Raw genomic sequence first — 23,374 nt, forward strand, 5'->3', positions numbered from 1 at the left:
CTGTGGGGGCACTATCTGTGACCGTGGCCAGCATGGATGCTGGCGACGAGCCTACAGGGACGCATTTACGGCGTGTCACAGATAGTGCCCCCACAGCTCGCCTGCGGATTTAGAATGCCATAGACAGCTAACCATCCGGAGAATACTCCAACAACCAGGCATCCATCACCTGCCGGGCGACCTTGGCGCTGCGGCTGCTTTTCTCACCGTTTTCGATAATCACCGCCACCGCAATCTTCGGATCGTCAGCGGGTGCGTAACCAATAAACAACGCATGAGGCAAGGTGCGCTTGGTAAGAATTTCGGCATCGTACTTCTCACCCTGAGCAATAGCCACCACCTGAGCGGTGCCGGTTTTGCCCGCCATACGGTACTGCAACCCTTTGGCCACCGCGTTAGCAGTACCCTTGATACCGTGAACCACTGACTCCATTGCCCCCTGCACCGCATCCCAATGGGCACTGCTGGCGGTGACGTGCTGTATCGGCGGCTCCAGCTCCTGTGGTTCATCAGCGATTTTCTGCACCAATCTGGGTGGCCTGCCCTCGCCGCGATTGGCCAGGCGCATGGCCATCACCGCCAACTGCAACGGCGTCGCGGTGGTAAAGCCCTGGCCGATGGACGCGTTGATGGTATCGCCGTGATACCAACTAACCCCGCGCGCGCCCTGCTTCCACTCGCGGCTGGGCATCACACCCACTTTCTCACCAGACATATCAATACCAGTGGGCTGCCCCAAACCAACGCTTCTACCCATAGGAGCCATCTGATCAATACCCATCTGGTAGGCCAGTTTGTAGAAATAAATATCGCAGGATTGCTGAATGGCCGTTTTCAAATTCACATGGCCGTGGCCGCGGCGCTCCCAGCAACGGTATTGGTGATCGATATTGGGCAACTTGAAATGGCCGGGAGCCCACACCTCGGTGCCGGCACTGGCCACACCACTTTTCAGGATGGCCAGTCCGTAGGCGGGCTTGACGGTAGAAGCCGGCGGGTAAGTACCCTGCAACGTGCGGTTGAGCAGCGGCTTATCCAGGGAATCCCGCAGCTCGCCGTAATCCTTGTGGCTGATGCCGGTAACAAACAGATTGCTGTCGTAGCCCGGCGCACTCACCATGGCCAACACACCGCCGGTTTTTGTATCCAGGGCAACCACAGAACCGCGTTCCCCCTGCAGGGCATCCAAGGCCACCTGCTGCAAGCGGCTGTCCAGAAACAATTGCAGATTTTTGCCCGGCTGCGGGTCATTGCGCTCCAGCACCCGCATCACCCGGCCTCGGGAATTGGTTTCCACGTTCTCGCTGCCCACACCACCCAACAGGATATCCTCGTAGTGGTATTCCAGGCCGCGCTTACCGATAACATCCGTGCCACGGTAGCGCTGCTCATCACGGCCTCTCAGGTCACCCTCACTGATACGGCTCACGTAACCCAGCACATGAGCCAGGCGCTCTTTGTGGGGGTAGTGGCGCACCACCTGAGCCACCACCTCTACACCGGGCAAGCGGTGGGCATCCACCGCCAGAACGCCGCGTTCACGCTCGCTCAGGTTGTAGCGCAGGGGGATGGCTTCGTAGGGATGACGCCGTTTAAGGCGCTTTTTGAACTGCGCCACTTGCTGATCACTGATGGATACCATCTGGCGCAATTGGGCCAACAGAGCATCCAGGTCATTGCTGCGCTCCACTACGATACGCAGGATAAAACTGGGACGGTTGTCTGCCAGCAACACTCCGTTGCGGTCGTAGATCAGCCCCCGTATGGGGGCCACCGGGCGCACGTGCACCCGGTTTTCTTCCGATGCCGCCACATAGTGCTGGTGGCTTTCTATCTGCAAGCTGTAATAGCGCAAACCCAGAGCCAGCGCCAGGCCGAGCACCACAACAGCGGCCACCAGCAAGCGCAAGACATAGAGCGATTGCTCCCGCTGGGAATCTTTAAGTTCCTGATTAATGGCGGGGCTCCAATTGGGTACAAAGGTTACTTATGGTAGGGATGACCGGCATTGATCGTCCACGCCCGATAGAGTTGTTCCGCGAGCACAATGCGCACCAGAGGGTGCGGCAACGTCAGCGGTGACAGCGACCACTTAAGGTCAGCGCGGGCCAGGCACTCTGGTGCCAGGCCGTCCGGCCCGCCGATCAAAAAACTGTAGTTGCAACCCTGAAATTGCCAGTCCGCCAGTTGAGTCGCAAGCTGTTCAGTGCTCCAGGGTTTGCCTTTAACATCCAGCGCAACCACTCTGTCACTGCGGCCTATGGCCTTGAGCATGGCCTCGCCCTCACGGGCGATGGCTCGCTTCAGATCCGCCCCTTTGCCGCGCTGACCAAGTGCTAACTCATGCCATTCCAGTTTTAGCTCCGGCGGCAGGCGTTTACTGTACTCTTCAGTGCCAGCTTCTACCCAGGCAGGCATTTTGGTACCTACAGCGACAATTTTCAGGCGCATAGTGTTGAACGACTTTTATTGTTCTTTATTGGCATCGTCCGGGCGCATGGACCAGAGTTTTTCCAGGTCGTAAAAGGCGCGGGTGGCGGGCAGCATAATGTGCACCACCACATCTCCCAAATCCACCAGTACCCATTCTGCCTTGTCAGCGCCCTCTACCCCCAGCGGCTGAAAACCGGCGGCCTTGGCCTCGTGGGTAACATTATCCGCCAGCGCCTTGACGTGGCGGTTGGAGGTGCCGCTGGCAACGACCATGGTATCCATCACATCGCTGAGACCACTGACATCCAGGGCGACGATATCTTTTGCTTTTACGCCTTCCAGGGCATCGACAACCAATTCCTGCAAATTTTGACTCATAGATTTTCCAGTGAGTTTTTATTCCGCTCCGTAGAGCCTGTACTTGTTAATGTAGCCTATTACCGCGTCCGGCAACAGGTAACGCACCGATTGCCCGACGGCCAGTGCGCTGCGAATTTCCGTGGCAGACACCGGCAACAGGGCCAGGGCTTCCAGCCACACCTTGCCGGACGGTTGCCGATGCAGCTGGGCCACATTTTCAACCCGGTGCTGGCACAGCCACTCAGCCACATCACCGCTTTGCGGCTCGGCCCAGCCGGGGCGTGCCACCACCACCAGGTGCACAAAGTCCAGTAGCTCGCGCCAGCGGTGCCAGGTATCCAGTGACAACAGCGAATCCATACCCACACAAAGGCAGATAACGGCCTGCGGCCCCAGTTCGGCGCGCAGTTCAACCACGGAATCGATGGTATAGGAAGGCCGGTTATTGCCGTTATCGGCGGCGCGGCGCAGCTCGCGGTCATCTACCTGTAAACCGGGCTCTCCCGCTACTGCCAGTTGCAACATGGCCAGGCGGTGTTGCGCTGCCACTTGCGGGGCTTCCCGATGAGGGGGCAGGGCACAGGGCATCAGGCGCATGTCATCCAGTTGCACATGCTGGCGAATGTCCAGCGCCGAACGCAAGTGGCCGATATGTACAGGATTAAAGGTGCCGCCAAAAACGCCGACGGCTGCGGGCTTACTGGCGCACATGGCCGTCGCCAAAAACCACCCACTTCTGGGACGTCAACCCTTCCAGCCCCACCGGGCCACGGGCGTGGAATTTGTCGGTGGAAATGCCAATTTCCGCCCCCAGGCCGTACTCAAAGCCATCGGCAAAACGGGTGGAGGCGTTGATCATCACTGAGCTGGAATCCACCTCCGCCAGAAAACGGCGAGCGGTGCTGTAGTTTTCGGTGACAATGGATTCCGTGTGGCCGGAGCTGTACTGGGCAATATGGTCCATGGCGGCATCCACATCCGCCACCACGCGTATAGACAGCACCGGGGCCAGATATTCCGTCGCCCAATCGTCTTCGCTGGCCGGTTTGCAGGCAATCAGTTCAGCAGTGCGCGAGCAACCGCGCAGCTCCACCTCTTTTTCGCCGTAGGCAGCCGCCAGGCGGGGCAGTATTTGCGCCGCTACCGGTTCTGCCACCAGCAGGGTTTCCATGGCGTTGCACACACCGTAGCGGTGGGTTTTGGCGTTAACGGCAATGTTAAAGGCCTTTTCCAGATCCGCTGCGCTGTCGATATAAACATGACAAATACCGTCCAGGTGTTTGATCACCGGCACCCGCGCATCGTTGCTGATGCGTTCGATCAGGCCGCGACCACCACGGGGAATAATCACATCCACGTAGTCAGGCATGGTTATCAATTGGCCAACCGCAGCGCGGTCGGTGGTGGCGATCAACTGCACCGCCGTTTCCGGCAAATCCGCCTGGCGCAGCCCGGCCGCCACGCAGTCGGCAATGGCACAATTGCTGTGAAACGCCTCGCTACCGCCGCGCAAAATCGCCGCATTGCCGGACTTAAGACACAGGCTGGCGGCGTCGATAGTCACGTTGGGGCGGGATTCGTAAATAATGCCCACCACCCCCAGCGGCACGCGCATTTTACCCAGCTGAATACCGCTGGGGCGATAGCGCATATCGTCGATGGCACCGATGGGGTCTTCCAGAGCCGCCACCTGTTGCAAGCCTTCGATCATGCCGTCGATGCGGCTGTCATCCAACGCCAGGCGGTCCAGCAAAGCGGCGTCCAGGCCAGAGTCACGGCCCGCCGCAAGGTCTTTCTCGTTGGCAGCCAGCAACAGTTCACGGGCACCATCCAGCGCGTCGGCCATGGCTGACAGGGCGCGGTTTTTCTGCTCACTGCTGGCGCGGGCCAATTGGCGAGATGCAGCGCGGGCCTGCTGGCCGGTTTCATTCATATAGGTTGCAATATCCATGACGGCGATAATACCGAAAAAGGGTTCGGATTGCTTCGGGTTTACAGGCTACAGGGCTGACATCGGTGTCTGGTGGCGACCAAGCCTGCCCCTGATCTTAAAATTGAAGTGCGTTGGCACCCTTGCAGACAAGCCGCCTTGTGCTACAGTCCGCATCCGATCCAGGGGGAATACAGTGACCGTCCGCAACCAGTTCAAACACAGCCGCCGCTGGGTGGTAAAAATCGGCAGCGCCCTGCTCACCGACAACGGTCAGGGCCTGGATACCGAAGCCATCAACCAGTGGGCAAAGCAACTGGCTTTTCTGCGACAACAGAGCGTGGAGGTCATACTGGTGTCTTCCGGGGCGGTCGCGGCGGGCATCAGCCAGCTGGAATTGGCCGAGCGCCCGGAAAGTATTCACCAATTACAGGCAGTGGCCGCCGTGGGCCAGATGGGGCTGGTACAAACCTGGCAAAGCGCCCTGCAACAACACGGCTTGCAGACCGCGCAAATACTGCTGACCCACGACGATCTGTCCAACCGCCATCGCTACCTGAACGCCCGCAGCACCCTGCGCGCTCTGCTCGATCTGAGGGTGATTCCGGTGATCAACGAAAACGACACCGTGGTGACCGACGAAATCCGTTTTGGCGACAACGACACATTGGGCGCTCTGGTGGCCAATCTGGTGGAGGCGGACACCCTTGCCATATTGACCGACCAAAAAGGGCTATACAACGCCGACCCACGCCGCAACCCCGATGCACAATTAATCAGCGAAGAACGGGCCGCCAACAGCGAGCTGGATAAGCTGGCCGGCGATGGCGGCACTCTGGGGCGCGGCGGCATGGTCACCAAACTGCGCGCCGCCCGCCTCGCCGCCCGCTCCGGCGCCCACACCCTGATCGCCTGGGGCCGGGAAACCGACATACTCACCCGCCTGCACAATGGCGAACCCCTGGGCACCTGCCTGCGCGCCGACGAGCAACCGGTGGCCGCCCGCAAACAATGGCTGGCCGGTCACCTGCAATTTCGCGGCACCCTGACACTGGATGACGGTGCGGTACAAGTGCTGCAACAGCAGGGCAAAAGCCTGCTGCCCATCGGCGTTACCAACGTAGAGGGCGATTTCCAGCGCGGCGACCTGGTGCGCTGCGTGGATACAAACGGCACCGAAATCGCCCGCGGGCTGGTGAACTACAGCGCCGGCGACAGCGCCAAAATCTGTGGCAAAAACAGTGGGGATATTGTTGGGTTATTGGGGTTTATTGATTCTGAGGAATTGATTCATCGGAACAATATGGTGGTGGTTTAGGTTTTTGGAGTTACCTTTATTTTTTTCAGATGAGTTAAGGCCACATTAAATAAAGAAACACCAATAAATACTATAATCAACGCCACCGGCCACTTACCAAGTAAGTCGTACATGTCATTTTCTATCAAGCATCAAGCCATGTAGCGACCCGAGCAGTTTTTCGGGTATTGCACATACTCACAAGCCACCAAAACTCCATAGCCAATTATCATTATTGGGAATACAAAAAAGAAATACGTGGCCTTAATCTTTTTAGAGTTTTCTTTATCAGAGGACCTCTGATTACTCATAATGCGTCCATAATCGCAACACCTTAACGACTTTATCTTTCTCCAAAACCTGATAAACAAGCCGATGCTGGATATTGATTCTGCGTGAATATGCACCGGCAAGATCACCTACCAACTTTTCGTAGGGAGGCGGATTCTGGAAGGGGTTTTCTTCAAGGACGGCAAGTAATTCCTGTGCTTTCTCCTTCAGCCCTGATGAGGCCAGCTTACGTGCATCCTTTTGTGCTTGTTTGCTATAAAAAAGCGTCCAGCTCACCAATCCAGCTCCCTGCTGCAATCATCCAAATCTGCAGCCATTCCTTCGCGTATAGACTCCCGCATTCCGGGAATAGAGAGCAGGTGCAGTGTTTCATTGATGGCATGCCAATCTTCTTCGGCCAACAAAACCGCGTTACCCCGCTTTCCGGTAATGGTAATCGGCTTATGGCTGTTGGCCGCCTCATCGATCAAAGCGTAGAGCTTTGCCCGTGCATCAGTAGCGTTTAATGTAGTCATAAAATACTCCCAGCAATCAAGCGTACGCATAAGCGTACGTAAAATCAAGAGTGCTGACACCGTGCATTAAATAATCAAATAATTAACACCAACTCGCCTCTGCGTCCGGATGCTTCAGCAATTCTTCAATATTGGCCAGCAGCACCCGGTAGCCCACGTTGCCGTACAACGTCTGCCGCCCACCATCGATCACATAAGAGGGGCTGCCTTTGATGCCCTGCTGTTTTGCCTGCTGGTAATCGCGCATCAACGCGGCCATGGCGGTGCCACTGGCAACACTGTCCGCCAGCGCCTGCTTATCCAACCCCTGCGCTTCAAGTAATTGATACAGAACCCGCATATCACCAATATCCAGCGCCTCCAGAAAAAAGCCGCTGCGCAGTTTCAGCGCCACGTCGGTGCTTTTGCTTTGCCCATAAACCTGCTCAACCGCTTTAATCATCAAATGGGCATTGGCAGAGGTAGCGGGTTTGACGTCTGTCCACAGTTTGGGATTGATGGGAATTTCTTCAAAAGCCGCCGCCGATTTTTGCACGTGCTCGGCAAACCCCGGGTAACCACCCCTGCTTTCCCATTGGTTGTGCATTTTTCCCGGCACATCACCAAATACATCCATGTAGTGATGCTGGATATCAATTTTGCCGCGCAACTGCTGGTTGAGTTCGTCGATACGCCGCTGGGCAATCCAGGCCCAAACGCAGAGGATATCGGTGTAATAGTTGATAATCAGGGGAGAGTTCATGGGCTTGAAATCTACCGGAAAAACGAGAGCCGTCCATTGATGTGTGTTAAACGATCATCAATACCTCCCATCATCACTGTCCCACAAACTCGAACAACATGAATTGGGTCTTGCTTGCTGTGACCGTGGCCAGCAGGGATGCTGGCCTCAAGCATACATGGACGTACTTGCTGCGCGTCACCCCAGATGCATGTCCGGCACCAATTTATACCGCATTAGGTTCAAGGGGCATTGAGCGCCTGTTTATAGAACAACTGTAAGTCCACATTAAACCACTGGCATCGGACACCCCAGCGCCACCGCCACTACCCGTAGCCACTCTCTTTCTTTCACTGTCACCTGGTTGTCGTACTCGATACAAACGGCGCAGGCTTTTAACAGGCGTTCCTTCAACAACGGCTTGAGGCGTTGCAGGCGATTAAGGGCGCTGTCGATGCGAGGCAGGGTAAGCTCGTCTTCGCGAACAATACGGGCGGGGCCGATATTGAGCGCTTCCATGCCTTTGTAGAAAGCGCTTTCCGCCGGGTAGTAGCCACTGTGCCCTTGATGGGCCACCAGACTGAGGATTTCAAAACACTCTGCCGCCACCTGATGCAGATGCGCAATGTTGCCACCCTGCTTACCGGGCAGGCTGTAGCTGCTGTCGAGATAGCCCTTTAACAAGCGCTGCAGCATCCATTCAAAACGATCCAGTTCGCCATCGGCGGCGATCACCTCCTGCAAATAACGGTCGAACTGTTGGTATTGGCGGAAAGATTGCTGTTTCAGGGCGGGCACCGCCAGCTCCAGCAGCGGCAGGCGTTGTTCCGGTTTGAGATTGGCCACCGCGGGCAGCAGCGTTTGCACTCTCTGACGCAGGCGAATGCCGTCATCAATCAATTGCAACTGGCGCTTCTGCAACTCCCCCGGTTGCTTGTTCACCACCATGGCCAGCATCAACGCCCTGGCGTAATAGGGGTGACGACTGGCGCGCTCCAGCACCTCGGGAAGGCCAGCGATTAACTGGCGACCTTGCTGCAGATTGTTCTCGGTCAGTTGCCCGGCCTGAGGCACTTGCTCCTGCAGGCTCGGGGTCTGATTGCCACTGGCAAATTGGCTGACGTTTGAATCCGCATCCTTCAGCGTCAAGCCGGCTGTCGGCTGCAAAAACTCGCCATCCCATTTGGGCAGTATGCGCTGGATGCGCTGCTCCAAAGGCGGGTGAGTGGCAAATGCGGAACTGGCTTTGCGCAACAACACACTGCCAAAAAACAGGTGGCTGTTTTGCTCGGCATGGTTGCTTTGCATATAAGACCTGGCGGTACTGCCACCGATCACCTGCAAGGCACCGGCGATGCCCTCCGGGTTGCGGGTGTACTGCACCGCTGAGGCATCGGCGAGGAACTCCCGCTGGCGGCTGACGGCGGCGCGAATCAGATTGCCAATCATCACCCCCAGGTAGCCGATAATGGCCAGCCCAAGACCCAGTAGCACAATACCACCGGCGCCTTTGCCCCGGCTTCTGCCTACGGAAATCCGGCTGCGGCTGCCGCGCGACCCTCCACCACGAAGAATGACCCGCCCCGCCTGGCCGATAAACACAATGCCCGCCAACACCGCGATCAAGCGCAGGTTGATGCGGGTATCACCGTGCAGAATATGGCTGAATTCATGGCCAATGACCCCTTGCAACTGGTCGCGATCCAGGGCTTGCAAAGCGCCGCGCGTCACACCGATCACCGCATCGTTGGTGCTGTAACCGGCGGCAAAGGCGTTGATGCCCGGTTCCTCCAGCAGATACACCGGCGGCACCGGCATCCCGGCAGCGATGGCCATTTCTTCCACCACATTGAGCAACTGGCGTTCGTCGCGGCCGCCACTGTCCCTGCTCAGCAACAGGCCACCCATTTGTTCTGCCACCACTTTGCCGCCGCCGCGCAATTGCAGCCACTTGAATAAAATAACCATGCCAATAGTGCCGACCACGGCAATGGATATCTGCACAAACAGACGCTTGTCAACGGAAGCGAGCGAGCCGTTGTAGCCCAGCACTGCGGCCACCAACAGGTTGGTGAGCACCACCAGGCCAACCACTGCCACAGCAAACAGCGCCACCAGTTTCCAGGTGATGCGCCGTGCTTTATCTTGGTGTTGGTAGAAGTTCATGGCTTATAGCCGATGCCATTAAAAGCTGACGTTTGGCGCCTGTTGTATAGCTTCACTGTCGGCAAATTCCAATAGCGAGGCATCTTTGCCGTGGCCAAACAATCCGGCAAAGACCACCGGCGGAAAGGTTTGCTTGTAGCTGTTGTAGGCGGTCACACAATCGTTAAAGGACTGGCGTGCAAAGGAAACGCGATTTTCCGTGGAGGTCAGCTCCTCGGTCAGCTGCATCATGTTTTCGTTGGCTTTCAGATCCGGGTAGTCCTCCACCACCACACTGAGCTTGCCCAGCGCTCCGGCGAGAACTCCCTCGGCGCCAGCCAGTTCCTGCAAGGCAGCGCCGCTGGCGGGGTTGGCAGCGGCAGATTTAAGCCCGGCAAGAGCGCTGTTGCGCGCACTGATGACCGCCTCCAGGGTTTCTTTTTCGTGCTTCAGATAGCCCTTGGCGGTTTCCACCAGATTGGGAATCAGGTCGTAACGGCGCTTCAGCTGAACTTCTATCTGGGCAAAGGCGTTCTGATAGCGGTTTTTAAACAACACCAGTTTGTTGTAGATAGAAACCACAGTCAGCCCGATGCCAACCACCACAAGCCAAAAGATGACTGTTGACCAATCCATATCAATTCCTTATCAATAGCGGGGATACCCAGCAATGATGCAGGCTTGAGGGCATAAACTCAATGGCAGGATTGCTATTGCGTGGTGTAATTTCCAAAGGGCAGACGAACGGTGACACAAAGCCCGCCACCGTCCCGATTATGGGCAGAAACGCTGCCACCGTGGTACTCGATGGCACGTTTGGTGATGGCCATGCCCAGGCCGTAGCCGCGGTCATCCGGTGCGCGTTCGCGGGCGGCACTGCCACGCACAAAGGGCTCAAAGAGTTTTTCCAGTAAATCCCCCGCTACTCCAGGGCCGCGGTCGCACACATTGATGGCAAAAAAACCGGGTTCAGTGGCAGTTATTGCAACAGTGACTTCTGTGTTTGCCTCGCTGTAGCGCACCCCGTTGCGAATCACATTTTCCAGTGCCTGGTGCAGCAGCTCACCATCTGCCATCAGAGTAGGCTCAATGTCTGCTTCCAAAGTGACCTGGCACCCTTTGCTGGTGGCTTCGTAGTTTGCATCTTCAATGATGGTGGACAGCAATTCCGCCACATCCAGCAGGTCCTGCCGATGCTGGGGCGCCACGCCGGTTTCCAGCCGCGACAGGGTCAACACCTGGCCCACCAGCTCGCCAAGGCGCTTCACGTCCCGTTCAATGCGGTCCAATTCGTCACTGTTCAGGGAGCTGTCCTGCTGGCGCTTGCGCGCCAGCCCCACGGCCATCTGCAACCGCGCCAGGGGCGATCGCAATTCGTGGGAAACATCCGTCAACAGTTGCTGTTGGCCGTCGATCAACTGCTGCAGCTTGCCGGCCATATCATCAAAATCCCGCGCCAGGTCAGCGATTTCATCCCGGCGCGAGCCCACGTGGGGGGCCACTCGCACAGCCAGATTGCCCGCCGAATAACTGCGGGTGGCACGGCTCAAACGTTTGATAGGGCGGCTCAGATAGCGGGCCAGCCAGAAGCACAACAGCAGGCTGACGGCGGTGGCGATAGACAGTATCAGCCAGCGGCCACTGGTCATGGATGGCTCGTCATTGCCGCCGCGCTGCTGACGCATGGAAATAACGTGGTAGCTTGCCCCCTGGGGCGACACCACCTGCTTTTGCGGGTACATCAGAGGCTTGCTGAGGGCGTGCTGGATATTGCGGTGGTTACGCGGGCTCAACTCCCTGCCTGACAAGCTGGCGGTACCATCTTCATTGACAATCACCAGCCCCAAACGTCGCAGAGACTTGCCCGACGAACGCATTTCCCGCAGCAGGCGCTGGGCCGCCTCTACCCCGTCATCCCGCAGGGTATTGGCAACGGTGACCACCTCCGGGCGGCTGGAATTTTCGAACAGCTCATGGGTGAGATACTGACGATACAGTGAAAGCCCCAAAAAACCGCCGACAATAATCACCACGAACGCCAGCCAAAAGGCGGTGAACAGCTTCCAAAACAGGCGCCCCATCAGTTCGCTTCACCGCTGCTGAGCAATTGATAGCCAATACCGCGCACCGTTTCGATCACCGGACTGGACGGGTTGCCATCCGCCAGTTTGCGCCGCAAATGGCTGATGTGCATATCGATGCTGCGGTCGTAGCGAGCCAGGGGTTTGCCCAGGGCATCACTGGAAATCAGCTCTTTGCTCACCACCTCCCCGGTGCGGCATATCAAGGTATAGAGAATGTTGTATTCGGAACTGGTGAGCTCCAGAACTGCACCGTTGAGCGTGCTGCGACGAGCACTGGGTTGCATCGACAGGCCGGCAAATGCCTGTTCCTTCTGGTGGTTTTCCGGGTCGCCGCTGCGACGCAGAATAGCCCGCAAGCGCGCAGTGAGCTCCCTCGGATTGAACGGCTTGGGCAGGTAATCGTCTGCGCCCATTTCCAGGCCGACGATACGGTCCACTTCCTCGCCACGAGCAGTGAGCATCAGCACCGGCAGGCGCGAACTGGTGCGAATCCGTCGCAACACGTCAAAGCCGTTGAGCTTGGGTAGCATTACATCCAGCACAATGGCATCAAAGTTACCGCTGCATCCCAGCTCCGCCCCCTGCTCACCATCGTGCACACGGGTGGTGACAAACCCCTCCAGGGTCAGGTAATCCGACACCATTTCGCAGAGCTCGGTATCATCGTCGATAATCAGTATGTGCTGGCTCATAAATCCACTCCTCAGGGCGATAATGCCACAGCGGGCCAGAGTACCATTTTCCTTTACAAAACATTTACACCCCTTTTACAGAGCCGTCACCCACCCTTACAGGCCGCAGCCGTAGACTGGCACCACCTTTCGTAAACAGCACTTTAAACAGGAGAAAATCCATGAAAACTTTCAAAACAGCAGGTATGGCACTGGCACTGGTGGGCGCATTTGCGGTTTCCAGCGCTGCACTGGCAGAGCCCGGCAAAGGCGGCAAAAAACATCGCGGCCACCACACCGAGCAATCTTTCAAGCGCATGGCCAAACATCTGGGCATGGACGAAAACCAGCGTCAACAGGCCCGCGCCATTCACCAGGAGTTGCGCCCGCAAATCCGCGAACTGCACAAGCAGAGCAGAGACGTTCGCAAAGCACTGGGCGAAGCCGTACGCGGTGGTGCCAGCCAGTCAGAAATTGATGCGTTGGCCGCCCAGCAAGGTGACCTGCACGGACAGATTGTTGCCAAGAGAGCCGAGGCAAAAAGCCGCGTGCACGCCCTGCTCAGCGACGAACAAAAACAACAGCTGGAAGAACATCGCCAAAAGCGCATGGAGCGCAAGCAACAGCGCCGTGAAAAAATCAAGGAGCGCCGGGCACAGAACGAAGGCGCCTGAACAAATATCGACGCTTTACTTGCCAAGGCGCTCCAACAACCACTGGTTGCTGGGCGCCTGCACAAACAGGGAAAACACCACCACCCCAAAGGCGATGGCTTGCACCGTCCACCAGCCTTCCATCTCTGTTGGCAACGACAACGCCAGGGCAATGGCGATCACGCCGCGCAACCCGCCCCACATAATCACTGGCCGGTAGGCTTTGGGCACCGGTTCGCCACCGGGGGTCAGCTGTGCTGCTTTCAGGCTGAGCCAGGTGCTGATCACGCGCGCCACAATCACCGCACCAATGGCAATCAGAATCGCCAACCAACGCTCTGTAAACATGGCCAGGCTGACGGTCACCCCCATCAACAGGAACACCAGGTTATTGCCCAGCTGCCCCAGCAATCCCCACAGTTGCTTGAGCGGCTGCGCCTGCTCCCGGCTGTATAAAGATTGGTGGCTGCGGCCCAACACCAGGCCCGCCGCCAGCACTGCCATAATTCCCGATACGTGCAAGCTGTGCTCCCCCACATAGAAAGTGCCGTAAGCCAACAGCAGGGTCAGCAGTGGCGCGCTGTAGCTGTCTTTTAAAATGCGGCTGAGCAAGCTGGCCAGGTAACCGGCAAGCGCCCCGAAAGCAATGCCACCGAAAAACAAGCGGGCGAAATCCAGCAGTGCCGACGATGGCGTCACCGAACTGCTGTCCCCCACCGCCAGGGTGATAAACAAGGTAAACAACACCACCGCCGTGGCGTCGTTAAACAGGCTCTCTCCTTCCAGCAGTATTTCCAATTGTTGCGGCGCATGGCTGCTTTTGATTTGCGCCACCACCGCCACCGGATCGGTGGCCGCCAGCAACGCGCCACACACCAGGGCGGTGGTCCAGGGGAAACCGGTTGGGTGGTGAATGCCAAAGTAAACCCCGGCGGCGGTGAGCAGTGCCGACAGGCCCATTCCCAAAATGGCCATCCACAGTACCGCTGGCAGGTTATTGAGCAACTGTTTGGCATTGAGGTGATAGGCGGAATCGAAAATCAGGATGGGCAAAAACACGTAAAAGATCAGCGGCTGGAAGCTGCTGGCACGAATGCCGGTATCGCCGCCAAAATAAATAAATACCTCTGCTGCCAGATAACCGATCACCACCAGCAGTGTAGTGGCGGGAAAGCGGATCAGTTTCGCCAGCGGCGGCACCAGCAAACTTGCCAGCAGCAAAATGGATAAAAATGCGATCAGTTCGGGGATGGCCATAGCAACTCTCTTTGGATCAGACCTATATCAAGTACCACAATGGATGGCAGAGAGACTTAAGAATTACGTCATCGCGCGAAGCGCGGCAATCTACATCCAATTTACACCTCACTCGCAAAGTCCTCTGCCACACTGGTCGAGATTGCCACGGTCTTCGGCCTCGCAATGACGAAATCCACAAGCCTACACCAACCGCCTGGGCTCCCCTGCCAGAAAACTCTCGATATTTTCCGCCACCTGATCGAGCAGGGTCTGGCGGGCGCGGCGGCTGCCCCAGGCACAATGGGGGGTGACAATCAGGTTGGGGATATCCGCAGCCAGCAACGGGCTGCCTTCCGTCGGAGGCTCCTGCGTCAGCACATCCACCCCGGCACCGGCAATATCACCACGGCGCAGGGCGTCGGCCAGCGCCTGTTCATGGACAATGCCACCCCGGGCAACGTTCAATAACAGGGCACTGGATTTCATGGCCGTCAGCTCGGCAGCGCCAATCAGGTTGCGGGTGTGTTCGGTCAGCGGGCAGTGCAGGCTGAGCACATCCAGCTTCGGTAACAGCTGCGCCAGTGGAGTGCGGCCCGGTTGCTCGCGACCGGGCAAAGACGCCACTTTTACCGCCATACCAAAGGCCTCGGCAATGCGTGCCACCCCACGCCCCAGCTCGCCGTAGCCGACAATACCCAACGTCTGCCCGGCCAGATCCTGCACCGGATAATCCAACCGACAAAACATGGGGCTCTGTTGCCACCGGCCTGCCATGACATCCCGGTGGTAATCGAGAACCCGGGTTTGCAGTGCCAGCAACAGTGCCCAGGTGTGTTGCACCACGCTGTTGCTGCCGTAGGCGACACAGTTGCTCACCGCAACACCGGCGTGGCGGGCGGCATTCAGATCGATCACGTTGGTGCCGGTAGCAGCCACCGCGATCATCTTCAACTGCGGTGCAATCGCCAGCTGTTGCACGCCGACAGGTGCTTTATTGGTAACCACAAAGTGAGCGCCCTGCAGCCGCTCTGCTACCTGCTCGGGACTGCTGAGCGGGTAGCTCTGCCAACTGATCGGCAGCCGGTAGATGGCGTCGAGGCTGAGGTCGTCAATCCCGAAGGTATCCGTATCCAGCAGTACGCCTCGATATGTTTTGTCGCTATATGTCATCATTCACCCTCAGTGGCCATTAAAAGCGGCGCCAGTTAACATTAGTTAACCCTAAAAAGTATAACGTTACTGTCATTTCTCGGTCATAATACCGCGCTTTTTTTCCGCGCCCGCCACGGCTATAGGCAGGCGCAGTTAACACCCCAAGGAACTTTCCTTTTAAGGGAACTTTCCTTTTAAAGGAACATCGATGTCGAAACAGCTGTTCAACTGGTACGAAGCCATCGTACTGCGTCACCCCGTTCTCTCGCTGCTGGCTGTATTTGTAGTTGCTGCCGGACTCGCCCTTGGCTTGCCCAATTTCAAATTGGACGCCTCCGCCGAGTCGCTCACCCTGGAGCACGATACCGACCTGGACTACTTCCGCGAAGTGAATAAACGTTACGGCAGCGGCGACTTTTTGTTGGTGACGTTCAAGCCTCACCAGGGGGATCTGTTTTCCGACCAATCCCTGCAAGTGCTGGACAATTTGCGCGGCGAGCTGCAATCCCTCGACGGCGTACAAAGCGTGACCTCCATCCTCGATGTGCCTCTGCTGTTCAGCCCCAATATCACCGTATCGCAACTGAGCGACGCGCCGCGCACCCTGCGCACTGAAGGGGTAGACCGCGATCTTGCCAGAAAAGAATTTTTGCAAAGCCCGGTTTACCGCGACCTGATTCTCAGCCCGGATGGGCAGACCACCGCGATTCTCGCCACCCTGGGCAGTGACGACAAGTACGTTGAACTGGTGCGCGCCCGGGACGAACTGAGGCTGAAAAAAGAGCGTATTGGCCTGATTCCCGCAGAAGCCGACGAGCTGGCCAGGGTGAGCAAGGAATTCCGCGACTACCACACTCTGCGCACGGAAAAAGACCGCCGCCGGGTGGAAAGTGCCCGCGCCCTGATTGAGCCCTACAAACAACACGCCGAGCTGTTCCTGGGCGGCCCCAGCATGGTCACCGCCGACATGGTGGACTTTATCCGCAGCGACCTGAAAGTGTTCGGCATCAGCATTGTGCTGTTTATCGTACTCACCCTGGCAATTATTTTCCGCCGTTTGCGCTGGGTGGTGCTGCCACTGACTACCTGCCTGCTGTCGGTGTTGATGATGCTGGGCTTCCTCAGCTGGGTGGACTGGCGGCTGACGGTGATTTCCTCCAACTTTATCGCCCTGCTGTTGATCATTACCCTGGCGCTCACCATCCACCTGATTGTGCGCTATCGGGAGCTGCGCGCCAGCAACCCGGGCGATAGCCAGCAAGAGCTGGTCAGGCAAACCGTGCTGTCCATGGCCCGCCCCTGCCTGTACACGGTGCTCACCACCATCGTCGCCTTTGCGTCACTGGTGGTCAGCGACATCCGCCCGGTAATCGACTTTGGCTGGATGATGACCATTGGCATCTCGGTGGCACTGGTGCTGGCGTTTGTGGTGATTCCCGCCGGCATGATGTTGGGCACAAAGGCCAGCGAACAACTGCGCCGTGACCGCTCTGGCGCCTTTACCCTGCACTTTTCCCGGTTTGCGGAAAAACATCAGGGAGTGGTTTGGGCGGTTGCCCTGCTGGTGGCCATTGCCGGTGGCTGGGGCGTTACCCAACTGCAAGTGGACAACCGCTTTATCGACTACTTCAAGGACGATACCGAGATATACCAGGGCCTGTCGGTGATCGACGCCCGCTTGGGCGGCACCACACCACTGGACATTATTATCGACATGCCGGAACAGCCAGACCTGGCGCTGGATGAGGGCGAGGAAGACCCGTTCGCGGACGACAGCGAGCTGGATAGCGGCTTCGAAAATGACTTTGATAGTAAGAATGGCGACCCCTTTGGCGAGGAAGAAGATCCGTTCGCAGACGACCCTTTTGCCGACGACGACAGCGGCACCGCCAGCAACAGCTACTGGTTCACCAACGCTGGCCTGGAGCCCCTGGAAAAACTCCATTACCACCTGGAATCCCTGCCGGAAGTGGGCAAGGTCAGCTCTTTGGTCAATGGCTTTGAAGCCGCCAACAAGTTGATGAATCACCGTCTGGACGACTTTGAACTGGCCTTTATGCGCCAGCAATTGTCGCCGCAAGTGGCCGGCATCATTATCCACCCCTACATCGACGACGAACTCAACCAGGCGCGTATCACCCTGCGCACCAAGGAAACCGCAGGTGATCTGCGGCGCTCGGAGCTGCTGCAGCAAATCAGCGATTACATCGTTAACGAAGTGGGCATCGCGCCGGACAAATTCCGCCTCTCCGGTCTGCTGGTGCTGTACAACAACATGCTGCAAAGCCTGTTCTACTCGCAGATTGTTACCCTGGGCGCGGTGTTCCTGGGCATTATGGCCATGTTTCTGGTGCTGTTCCGCTCTGTGCGATTCTCGATTATTGCCATTATTCCCAACCTGCTGGCCGCCACCGCAGTGCTGGGCGGCATGGGACTGGCGGGTATTCCCCTGGATATGATGAACATCACCATCGCCGCCATTACCGTGGGCATTGGTGTGGACCACGCCATTCACTACATCATCCGCTACCGCAAGGAATTCGCCATCGACCGCAGCTACGTGGCCGCCATGCACCGCTCCCACGGCAGCATCGGCAAAGCCCTGTACTACACGGCAATTACCATTATCACCGGCTTTTCGATTCTGGCGCTGTCGAACTTTATTCCGTCGGTATACTTCGGGGTGCTAACCGCTGGCGCGATGATTGTGGCGTTGCTGGGGTCGTTGACGTTGTTGCCAAGGTTGATATTGCTGATCAAACCGCTGGGGCGGGGCAGTTATTAAACCGGCAACCTATAAGATTGCCGGTTTAATACTGTTCAGAAATTTGTGATCAGATCTATACCGATAGTTCGAGGCCTGGGCGCACTAAAATAAGAAGTATTGAAGGCCCTGGGAGTCTGATCGTCAAAAACATTTCTCATAAACAAAGCCACCTCTGTACCCCTGTATTTAAAGGCAACACGAGCATTGGCCAGGGTGGTGCCATCAACCTGGCGCGCCTGTTGGAGATTGACTTCGTTCCCGGAGTAGGATGCGTCAAAGTGAATGGAATAATCCCAATCGTCGACAAGGTTTGCAGAATAATCGAGGAACAGCGCCATACTGTTTTCTGGAATATTATTGATGCGATCACCCGCATCAATCATTCCACCAACCACCACCGTTGGGTTGTCAAATTCCGCTTCAAGAACCGATCCGTTGAACCCGACGACGAAGCCTTCTGACACCTCGAAGGAAACTTCCGCCTCAAACCCTAATATATGTGCATCACCCGCATTCTGGGTCAGATTTCCGAATCCGCTGGGTGCCGGGGTAAACACCTGAATCTCGGACCAGTCGTTATAGAAAAGCGCAACACCGCCACTCACACGACTATCGTTGGCAACGAACTTCGCCCCGAATTCGTATGCCCATAAATCATCGGGATCAAAAGAAGCTGGATCCGCAGGGGATGAAACCAGGTTGGCACCGCCAACCCGGAAGCCTTGAGAGGCGGAAGCATAAAGGTTCAAATTATCTGAAGCACTGTATTGCATCTGAAATTTTGGCAATACTTCTGTAAAGTTGGCATCGCCATCCAGGATGGATTCTATGCCAAAGAATTGGGTAAAATTGCTCTGCTCAACATCTTCGTCAAAGTAACGCAACCCGGCCGTTAACTGCAGCTTTTCAGTTGCCTGATAACTCAACTCACCGTAGATAGAAACCTGTTCACGCTCTTCGTCGGAAGACGCAGTCGCGCCAAAGGCCGTCAAATCAAACCGCCCGTCCAGAGATTCGCTGTCCTGATAAAACACCCCCGCGATCCAGCTCAAGGGGCCATCATTTTGCGAGGCAAGCCTTGTTTCGTGACTGAAGCCTTCAAATGGCAATGTTTGTATGATTGCCCCACCTGCAAAGCCGTCGGTAAATACGGCACGGTTGTCGGTTTCAATAATACTGGTGGTGGAAACAATTTCAGCAAAGCCTGCATCGTATGTAATTGTTGCGGCGTACTGCTCAAAATCAACATTGCTATTGGAACGAGGACCGAATTCCACATTGTCCTCAAAAGGTGAAGGTGAACCGGTGTTTACCAACGACAACCCTTGCAACTCGTTCTCGTCGTGCCAGGCCTGAAAATCGATTGTCAGATTTTCACTGGGTGTCCAGCGCAATACAGCGCGAACGGATGACTGCTCTCTTGAGTCTGCGTCTTCAAAAGGCCCGTCAACCGCTGTTAGCAAGTCAATAACGCCTGACGTATCTTGTTGGCTTGCCGTTACCCGAAGCGCCAATTTGTCTGTCACCAAGGGAATATTGATCATGCCGTCTACGGCGTAGTTTTCTCCGCCTCGCTGGGTAGACGACCCCTCCAGGTGGACTTTGGCACCAAATTCAGATGCATCCGGTTTATTGGTGATGTAACGGATGGCGCCGCCCATGGCACCAGCGCCAAACAGAGTTCCCTGTGGCCCTCTGAGCACTTCCACACGTTCCAGATCAAACGTACGGATAGTTGGCTCATTGCTGCCACCAGAAAACGTTTGCGCCACTTCATCCAGATAAACCCCCACCGTCGCCGTTGTCAGATTTTGTGCGGTAACACCGCGAATTGTGAAGCTGTTGCCACCAGTGAAGGGGCTGATTGGTGGCGCAAAAAGGCCTGGGGTTAATGCGACCAGGTCATTGATGGAGTCAATACTGCGATCATCCAAAAAACCTTCACCAAATGCAGTTACGGCGGACGGCGTATCAAACAATGAGGTATTCCGTCGAGTTGACGTGACAATAATTTCTTCGAAATGCCAGTTCTTTTTTGAAGCGTTATCGGCGTTTTCTTCGTTCTGTTGATTTTCCTGTGCTTGTGTGGCGACATTTGTAATCGCCGCAGCAGATGCCAAGAGCGCGGTTGCCAGTTTATTCTTTTGCATGTCATGCCCCTCTGATTTTGTATTTTGGTGTATGCGCGAGATCGCGATAACACCACGTTGGGTCAGACTGCCAGTAAAATTTGTGCCCTTCAGCATGAGCTCTAACGCTTGCGACAAAGAGTAGGTTCCATCCAATGGCTGTGAGCGGAAACCCGACTTGCCCCCTGACGGCATAATCAATGCCTTGTTCGATAATCGCGCAAGTGCAAACAACGCTTCTTCGATATCGAGGACAGGAATTTTCAAGTCGTATGTTTTCGCTGGAGTGTCATTCTCAGCGATAGCAGTGGTGACGCACAAAAAGGCTGACATCAAAACTACCACCAAACTCCGCAACACTTTCCCCACAGAAATTGTCATAAACCGGTTAAGCTATTTGAGAGGCTCCTTTTTATCGCAGTCTACTTTGTGAGAGTAAGCAAAAGCGAAAAACCACAATATTTTTTAGAGCACGATGTAATTTGTGTCATTCACGCTACTATTTAGTCGATAGCTGAACGTGCGTATTGGATATCCATTCCGTTTCAAGAGCCAATGACAGCTCAATTCCTTCCAGAATAGTTTCAATCTCACCGATTGGCAAAATCCCTGTAATTCTTTGTTCTTTTAAAACATCGTCAGAGAAACTGATTTGAACTGTGGTATAACGAGACACTTCATCCACAACAGACTCCAGACGCTGGTCATAAAAAACCAATTGCCCATTAGTCCAGGACAGTCGTTCTGCGAGTTGGCTTTCGGTAATATCTTCTTTCTCTGTGCCGGTTGACAGCTCAATTTTTGCCGCTTCGCCCCGGGCGACAAACAGGGCACTTGCATTCAGGCTGTCCTCGCTGGGCCAAGCGCTGGGTATTTGTGCACGATCCGCCACAGCCACCTTACCTTCGGCCACAGTTACGCTGACTCCATTATCGCGAACCCGTACAGAAAACCGGGTGCCAATAGCGCGAACCACTCCGTTGCCAGCGTACACCAGGAATGGCCGTTTTTTGTCGTGCGCGACATCGAAGACGGCCTCTCCGGAAATCAATCTCACCACCCGAACTTTACTGGAATACTCTTTCTCAAGAATCGTATTGGTATTCAAATGAATTGTTGAGCCATCTTCCAGCTCAAGGATATTCGCTTGACCAACTTTGGTGGCATGATATTCCGTGGTCGGCTCTAAAGGGCTAAAGTCAACAACAAACAGGGCTCCAGAAACAACCACAACAGCGAGCACTGCCATGACTGCAACGGGCCTGGCTTTCGCCATCAATTTCGCCAAGGACAGCAACATCAATCTCCGTATTGAGACTGTTGCACAGGCAACCTCCCGAGTACGGACTGTTGAGTGGTCGAGCAAGTCACTCAAGCCATACCAATACTGAATCATGTCACGCAGGGCTGTTTTATGTTCGGAGTTTTCATTTAGCCACTGTTTGAATTCCGCTTTTTCGCTACGGCTCAAGTCACCTCGATCAAGTTTGGCAAGCCAGAAAGCCACATCAGGGGTTTCCTCCCTGACTGTCGCCAAATCAATCAAATCCTGATCTTTACTCATTTCTTTTTACGCTCAAGCACCTGTAGTGCTTTTTTGGTCGCGCGACCTGTTTGTGCCATGTCACTCACGTCGAAGCCTTTGTTTTTCATGGTGTCCTGACAGCGCCGTATACCTTGGGCAAAATACTTTTCTACGGAGCTGACGGAAACATTCATCTTTTCAGCAACCTCCTTTTGAGATAAGCCATAAATACGTCGCAACATAATGGCACGACGTTGTGCTTGAGGGAGGCTGTCCATCGCTGCCCAAAAAACCGCAAGCATCTGGCGGTAATACAGGTCATCGGATGATTCATGAGCATTCTCATCGGCGATCGCCTCGTCGATGCTGGTAAGGACTTCGCGAGACTTTCGTTTTTGTTCGCGCAAGACCATGTTGCGAGATACAGAGAACAGATAGCTCTTGGGAAATTCGATAGAGTTGGTCTGGTCGGCATCAATGGTACGAGCCAGGGTTTCTTGCAAAATATCGTCCACATCAGCAGGCGCCACCGACATGCGCACCAGAGTCCGCACGAGCACATCGCGGTATTGGTAAAACGCCTCCAGTATGCGGTTGTGCTTTTTCGCCAAAGTCTGTTTGCCCTCAGATGCTGGTTTTGAACGGCGCATCGCCTACTTTAAAACAATGAGAGCACTATCGAGACAAAAACCGTAAAGCGATGATATTGGCGTTACTGAGGCGAGGGGAAGATTACCCACTATAATCTGCAATACCTGTCATCCTGAGCGCAGCGAAGGACCTCACAGCGAATGCCGGCACCGAGATCCTTCGCTGCGCTCAGGATGACAGAATATAAACCAGAATCGCTATTCCCCCCAGCGGGACACCAAATCCTGTTCCACCCCCAAGTGGTCAAGTACCCGCGCCACCACAAAATCCACCATGTCTTCCACCGATTGCGGGCGCTGGTAGAAGCCGGGGCTGGCGGGCATGATGGTGACGCCCAGGTGGGCCAGGGCGCGCATGTTGTCCAGGTGGATGGCAGAGTACGGCATTTCTCTGGGCACCATAATCAACTGACGCTTTTCCTTGATGGCCACATCAGCGGCACGCTCGATCAGGTTGTTGCTGGCGCCGGAGGCCACCGCTGACAGGGTGCCACCGCTGGCGGGGCAGATTACGGTGGCGGTGGGGGATGCGGAGCCAGAGGCCACCGGCGAAAACCAGTCACGCTTGCCAAACACTCGCAGCTGCCCGGCTTCGGTATCAAAGTAATTACAGAGGAATATTTCCAGTTCGTCTTCGTCCCTGGGCAGCTCCATATCGGTTTCCGCCTCCACCACAATATGAGCGGCTTCGGAGATCAGGAAATACACCTGCACACCGGCATCCAGCAAACATTCCAGCAAGCGCAAGCCGTACTGGGCACCGGAGGCGCCGGTCATGGCCAGGGTAACGGTTTTTTGGAAGTCCGACATGG

Annotated in this window: 21 protein-coding genes; 3 read left to right on the plus strand and 18 right to left on the minus strand. The window is 55.9% G+C overall.

Annotation, left to right across the window (positions count from 1 at the left end; all coding sequences use genetic code 11):
* Nucleotides 1-127: 127 nt before the first annotated feature.
* The 5 genes from mrdA to ACVBEJ_RS03200 all read right to left on the minus strand — a co-directional run bounded on the left by mrdA (nucleotide 128) and on the right by ACVBEJ_RS03200 (nucleotide 4,744).
* A complete protein-coding gene (gene mrdA, locus ACVBEJ_RS03180; RefSeq protein ID WP_447128150.1) occupies nucleotides 128-1,897 on the minus strand; it encodes a penicillin-binding protein 2 in 1,770 nt (589 codons plus the stop codon).
* Nucleotides 1,898-1,983: 86 nt separating this feature from the next.
* Nucleotides 1,984-2,451, minus strand: coding sequence for a 23S rRNA (pseudouridine(1915)-N(3))-methyltransferase RlmH (gene rlmH / locus ACVBEJ_RS03185; RefSeq protein ID WP_447128151.1), 468 nt, complete (start codon nucleotides 2,449-2,451; stop codon nucleotides 1,984-1,986).
* Nucleotides 2,452-2,466: 15 nt separating this feature from the next.
* Entirely contained in the window at nucleotides 2,467-2,811 is a 345-nt protein-coding gene (rsfS, locus tag ACVBEJ_RS03190; RefSeq protein WP_447128152.1) for a ribosome silencing factor, read from the minus strand.
* An 18-nt stretch (nucleotides 2,812-2,829) separates the two neighbouring features.
* A complete protein-coding gene (nadD, locus tag ACVBEJ_RS03195; protein ID WP_447128153.1) occupies nucleotides 2,830-3,504 on the minus strand; it encodes a nicotinate-nucleotide adenylyltransferase in 675 nt (224 codons plus the stop codon).
* Nucleotides 3,491-4,744, minus strand: coding sequence for a glutamate-5-semialdehyde dehydrogenase (locus ACVBEJ_RS03200; RefSeq protein WP_447128154.1), 1,254 nt, complete (start codon nucleotides 4,742-4,744; stop codon nucleotides 3,491-3,493). Before ACVBEJ_RS03200 ends, nadD begins: the two co-directional genes overlap by 14 nt.
* A gap of 175 nt (nucleotides 4,745-4,919) precedes the next feature.
* Here ACVBEJ_RS03200 and proB point away from each other — a divergent pair, with 175 nt between their 5' ends.
* The gene (gene proB, locus ACVBEJ_RS03205) at nucleotides 4,920-6,041 is read left to right on the plus strand and encodes a glutamate 5-kinase (protein ID WP_447128155.1); all 1,122 of its coding nucleotides are present in this window, start codon (nucleotides 4,920-4,922) and stop codon (nucleotides 6,039-6,041) included.
* Nucleotides 6,042-6,323: 282 nt separating this feature from the next.
* Here proB and ACVBEJ_RS03210 read toward each other — a convergent pair whose 3' ends face one another.
* From ACVBEJ_RS03210 to ACVBEJ_RS03240, 7 genes are all read right to left on the minus strand, one after another.
* Nucleotides 6,324-6,587 (minus strand): Txe/YoeB family addiction module toxin, encoded by a 264-nt coding sequence (locus ACVBEJ_RS03210; RefSeq protein ID WP_447128156.1) that lies wholly within the window; start codon nucleotides 6,585-6,587, stop codon nucleotides 6,324-6,326.
* Nucleotides 6,584-6,826 carry a type II toxin-antitoxin system Phd/YefM family antitoxin gene (locus ACVBEJ_RS03215; protein ID WP_447128157.1) on the minus strand — a complete coding sequence of 81 codons (243 nt, stop codon included), beginning with the start codon at nucleotides 6,824-6,826 and terminating at the stop codon, nucleotides 6,584-6,586. The genes ACVBEJ_RS03210 and ACVBEJ_RS03215 overlap by 4 nt, the downstream gene beginning before the upstream one ends.
* 82 nt (nucleotides 6,827-6,908) lie before the next feature.
* On the minus strand, nucleotides 6,909-7,568 hold the full coding sequence (locus tag ACVBEJ_RS03220; RefSeq protein WP_447128158.1) for a DsbA family oxidoreductase: 660 nt from the start codon (nucleotides 7,566-7,568) through the stop codon (nucleotides 6,909-6,911).
* A 267-nt stretch (nucleotides 7,569-7,835) separates the two neighbouring features.
* Nucleotides 7,836-9,713, minus strand: a complete 1,878-nt coding sequence (locus tag ACVBEJ_RS03225; RefSeq protein WP_447128159.1) for a M48 family metallopeptidase — start codon at nucleotides 9,711-9,713, stop codon at nucleotides 7,836-7,838.
* Nucleotides 9,714-9,731: 18 nt separating this feature from the next.
* Nucleotides 9,732-10,328 (minus strand): LemA family protein, encoded by a 597-nt coding sequence (locus ACVBEJ_RS03230; protein ID WP_447128160.1) that lies wholly within the window; start codon nucleotides 10,326-10,328, stop codon nucleotides 9,732-9,734.
* 74 nt (nucleotides 10,329-10,402) lie between these two features.
* Complete coding sequence (locus ACVBEJ_RS03235) at nucleotides 10,403-11,773, minus strand: ATP-binding protein (protein ID WP_447128161.1); 1,371 nt, start codon at nucleotides 11,771-11,773, stop codon at nucleotides 10,403-10,405.
* Nucleotides 11,773-12,468 carry a response regulator gene (locus tag ACVBEJ_RS03240; RefSeq protein ID WP_447128162.1) on the minus strand — a complete coding sequence of 232 codons (696 nt, stop codon included), beginning with the start codon at nucleotides 12,466-12,468 and terminating at the stop codon, nucleotides 11,773-11,775. Before ACVBEJ_RS03240 ends, ACVBEJ_RS03235 begins: the two co-directional genes overlap by 1 nt.
* A 161-nt stretch (nucleotides 12,469-12,629) precedes the next feature.
* Here ACVBEJ_RS03240 and ACVBEJ_RS03245 point away from each other — a divergent pair, with 161 nt between their 5' ends.
* Nucleotides 12,630-13,121, plus strand: coding sequence for a Spy/CpxP family protein refolding chaperone (locus ACVBEJ_RS03245; protein WP_447128163.1), 492 nt, complete (start codon nucleotides 12,630-12,632; stop codon nucleotides 13,119-13,121).
* Nucleotides 13,122-13,136: 15 nt separating this feature from the next.
* Here the strand turns inward: ACVBEJ_RS03245 and ACVBEJ_RS03250 are convergent, their stop codons facing one another.
* Both ACVBEJ_RS03250 and ACVBEJ_RS03255 read right to left on the minus strand, forming a co-directional pair.
* Nucleotides 13,137-14,357, minus strand: a complete 1,221-nt coding sequence (locus ACVBEJ_RS03250; RefSeq protein WP_447128164.1) for a cation:proton antiporter — start codon at nucleotides 14,355-14,357, stop codon at nucleotides 13,137-13,139.
* Between the two features lie 183 nt (nucleotides 14,358-14,540).
* Nucleotides 14,541-15,512, minus strand: a complete 972-nt coding sequence (locus ACVBEJ_RS03255; RefSeq protein ID WP_447128165.1) for a 2-hydroxyacid dehydrogenase — start codon at nucleotides 15,510-15,512, stop codon at nucleotides 14,541-14,543.
* A gap of 187 nt (nucleotides 15,513-15,699) precedes the next feature.
* Here ACVBEJ_RS03255 and ACVBEJ_RS03260 point away from each other — a divergent pair, with 187 nt between their 5' ends.
* Nucleotides 15,700-18,276, plus strand: a complete 2,577-nt coding sequence (locus ACVBEJ_RS03260) for an efflux RND transporter permease subunit (RefSeq protein ID WP_447128166.1) — start codon at nucleotides 15,700-15,702, stop codon at nucleotides 18,274-18,276.
* 35 nt (nucleotides 18,277-18,311) lie between these two features.
* Here ACVBEJ_RS03260 and ACVBEJ_RS03265 read toward each other — a convergent pair whose 3' ends face one another.
* From ACVBEJ_RS03265 to ACVBEJ_RS03280, 4 genes are all read right to left on the minus strand, one after another.
* A complete protein-coding gene (locus ACVBEJ_RS03265) occupies nucleotides 18,312-20,720 on the minus strand; it encodes a TonB-dependent receptor domain-containing protein (RefSeq protein ID WP_447128167.1) in 2,409 nt (802 codons plus the stop codon).
* A gap of 166 nt (nucleotides 20,721-20,886) precedes the next feature.
* Entirely contained in the window at nucleotides 20,887-21,951 is a 1,065-nt protein-coding gene (locus ACVBEJ_RS03270; protein WP_447128168.1) for a FecR family protein, read from the minus strand.
* Complete coding sequence (locus tag ACVBEJ_RS03275; protein ID WP_447128169.1) at nucleotides 21,948-22,562, minus strand: RNA polymerase sigma factor; 615 nt, start codon at nucleotides 22,560-22,562, stop codon at nucleotides 21,948-21,950. Before ACVBEJ_RS03275 ends, ACVBEJ_RS03270 begins: the two co-directional genes overlap by 4 nt.
* Nucleotides 22,563-22,760: 198 nt before the next feature.
* Entirely contained in the window at nucleotides 22,761-23,372 is a 612-nt protein-coding gene (locus tag ACVBEJ_RS03280) for a flavin prenyltransferase UbiX (protein ID WP_447128170.1), read from the minus strand.
* Nucleotides 23,373-23,374: the final 2 nt, after the last annotated feature.

The organism is Porticoccus sp. GXU_MW_L64 (assembly GCF_052983295.1).

What these genes read in the sequence shown, in the direction of transcription:
- rlmH (WP_447128151.1), bottom strand. Translation starts at nt 2,451, where the DNA reads ATGCGCCTGAAAATTGTCGCTGTAGGTACCAAAATGCCTGCCTGGGTA.
- ACVBEJ_RS03265 (WP_447128167.1), bottom strand. Translation starts at nt 20,720, where the DNA reads ATGTCAGCCTTTTTGTGCGTCACCACTGCTATCGCTGAGAATGACACT.
- ACVBEJ_RS03260 (WP_447128166.1), top strand. Translation starts at nt 15,700, where the DNA reads ATGTCGAAACAGCTGTTCAACTGGTACGAAGCCATCGTACTGCGTCAC.
- ACVBEJ_RS03240 (WP_447128162.1), bottom strand. Translation starts at nt 12,468, where the DNA reads ATGAGCCAGCACATACTGATTATCGACGATGATACCGAGCTCTGCGAA.
- ACVBEJ_RS03235 (WP_447128161.1), bottom strand. Translation starts at nt 11,773, where the DNA reads ATGGGGCGCCTGTTTTGGAAGCTGTTCACCGCCTTTTGGCTGGCGTTC.
- ACVBEJ_RS03275 (WP_447128169.1), bottom strand. Translation starts at nt 22,562, where the DNA reads ATGCGCCGTTCAAAACCAGCATCTGAGGGCAAACAGACTTTGGCGAAA.
- ACVBEJ_RS03245 (WP_447128163.1), top strand. Translation starts at nt 12,630, where the DNA reads ATGAAAACTTTCAAAACAGCAGGTATGGCACTGGCACTGGTGGGCGCA.
- ACVBEJ_RS03280 (WP_447128170.1), bottom strand. Translation starts at nt 23,372, where the DNA reads ATGTCGGACTTCCAAAAAACCGTTACCCTGGCCATGACCGGCGCCTCC.
- rsfS (WP_447128152.1), bottom strand. Translation starts at nt 2,811, where the DNA reads ATGAGTCAAAATTTGCAGGAATTGGTTGTCGATGCCCTGGAAGGCGTA.
- ACVBEJ_RS03230 (WP_447128160.1), bottom strand. Translation starts at nt 10,328, where the DNA reads ATGGATTGGTCAACAGTCATCTTTTGGCTTGTGGTGGTTGGCATCGGG.
- ACVBEJ_RS03255 (WP_447128165.1), bottom strand. Translation starts at nt 15,512, where the DNA reads ATGATGACATATAGCGACAAAACATATCGAGGCGTACTGCTGGATACG.
- ACVBEJ_RS03215 (WP_447128157.1), bottom strand. Translation starts at nt 6,826, where the DNA reads ATGACTACATTAAACGCTACTGATGCACGGGCAAAGCTCTACGCTTTG.
- ACVBEJ_RS03225 (WP_447128159.1), bottom strand. Translation starts at nt 9,713, where the DNA reads ATGAACTTCTACCAACACCAAGATAAAGCACGGCGCATCACCTGGAAA.
- ACVBEJ_RS03220 (WP_447128158.1), bottom strand. Translation starts at nt 7,568, where the DNA reads ATGAACTCTCCCCTGATTATCAACTATTACACCGATATCCTCTGCGTT.
- ACVBEJ_RS03270 (WP_447128168.1), bottom strand. Translation starts at nt 21,951, where the DNA reads ATGAGTAAAGATCAGGATTTGATTGATTTGGCGACAGTCAGGGAGGAA.
- nadD (WP_447128153.1), bottom strand. Translation starts at nt 3,504, where the DNA reads ATGTGCGCCAGTAAGCCCGCAGCCGTCGGCGTTTTTGGCGGCACCTTT.
- ACVBEJ_RS03250 (WP_447128164.1), bottom strand. Translation starts at nt 14,357, where the DNA reads ATGGCCATCCCCGAACTGATCGCATTTTTATCCATTTTGCTGCTGGCA.
- ACVBEJ_RS03200 (WP_447128154.1), bottom strand. Translation starts at nt 4,744, where the DNA reads ATGGATATTGCAACCTATATGAATGAAACCGGCCAGCAGGCCCGCGCT.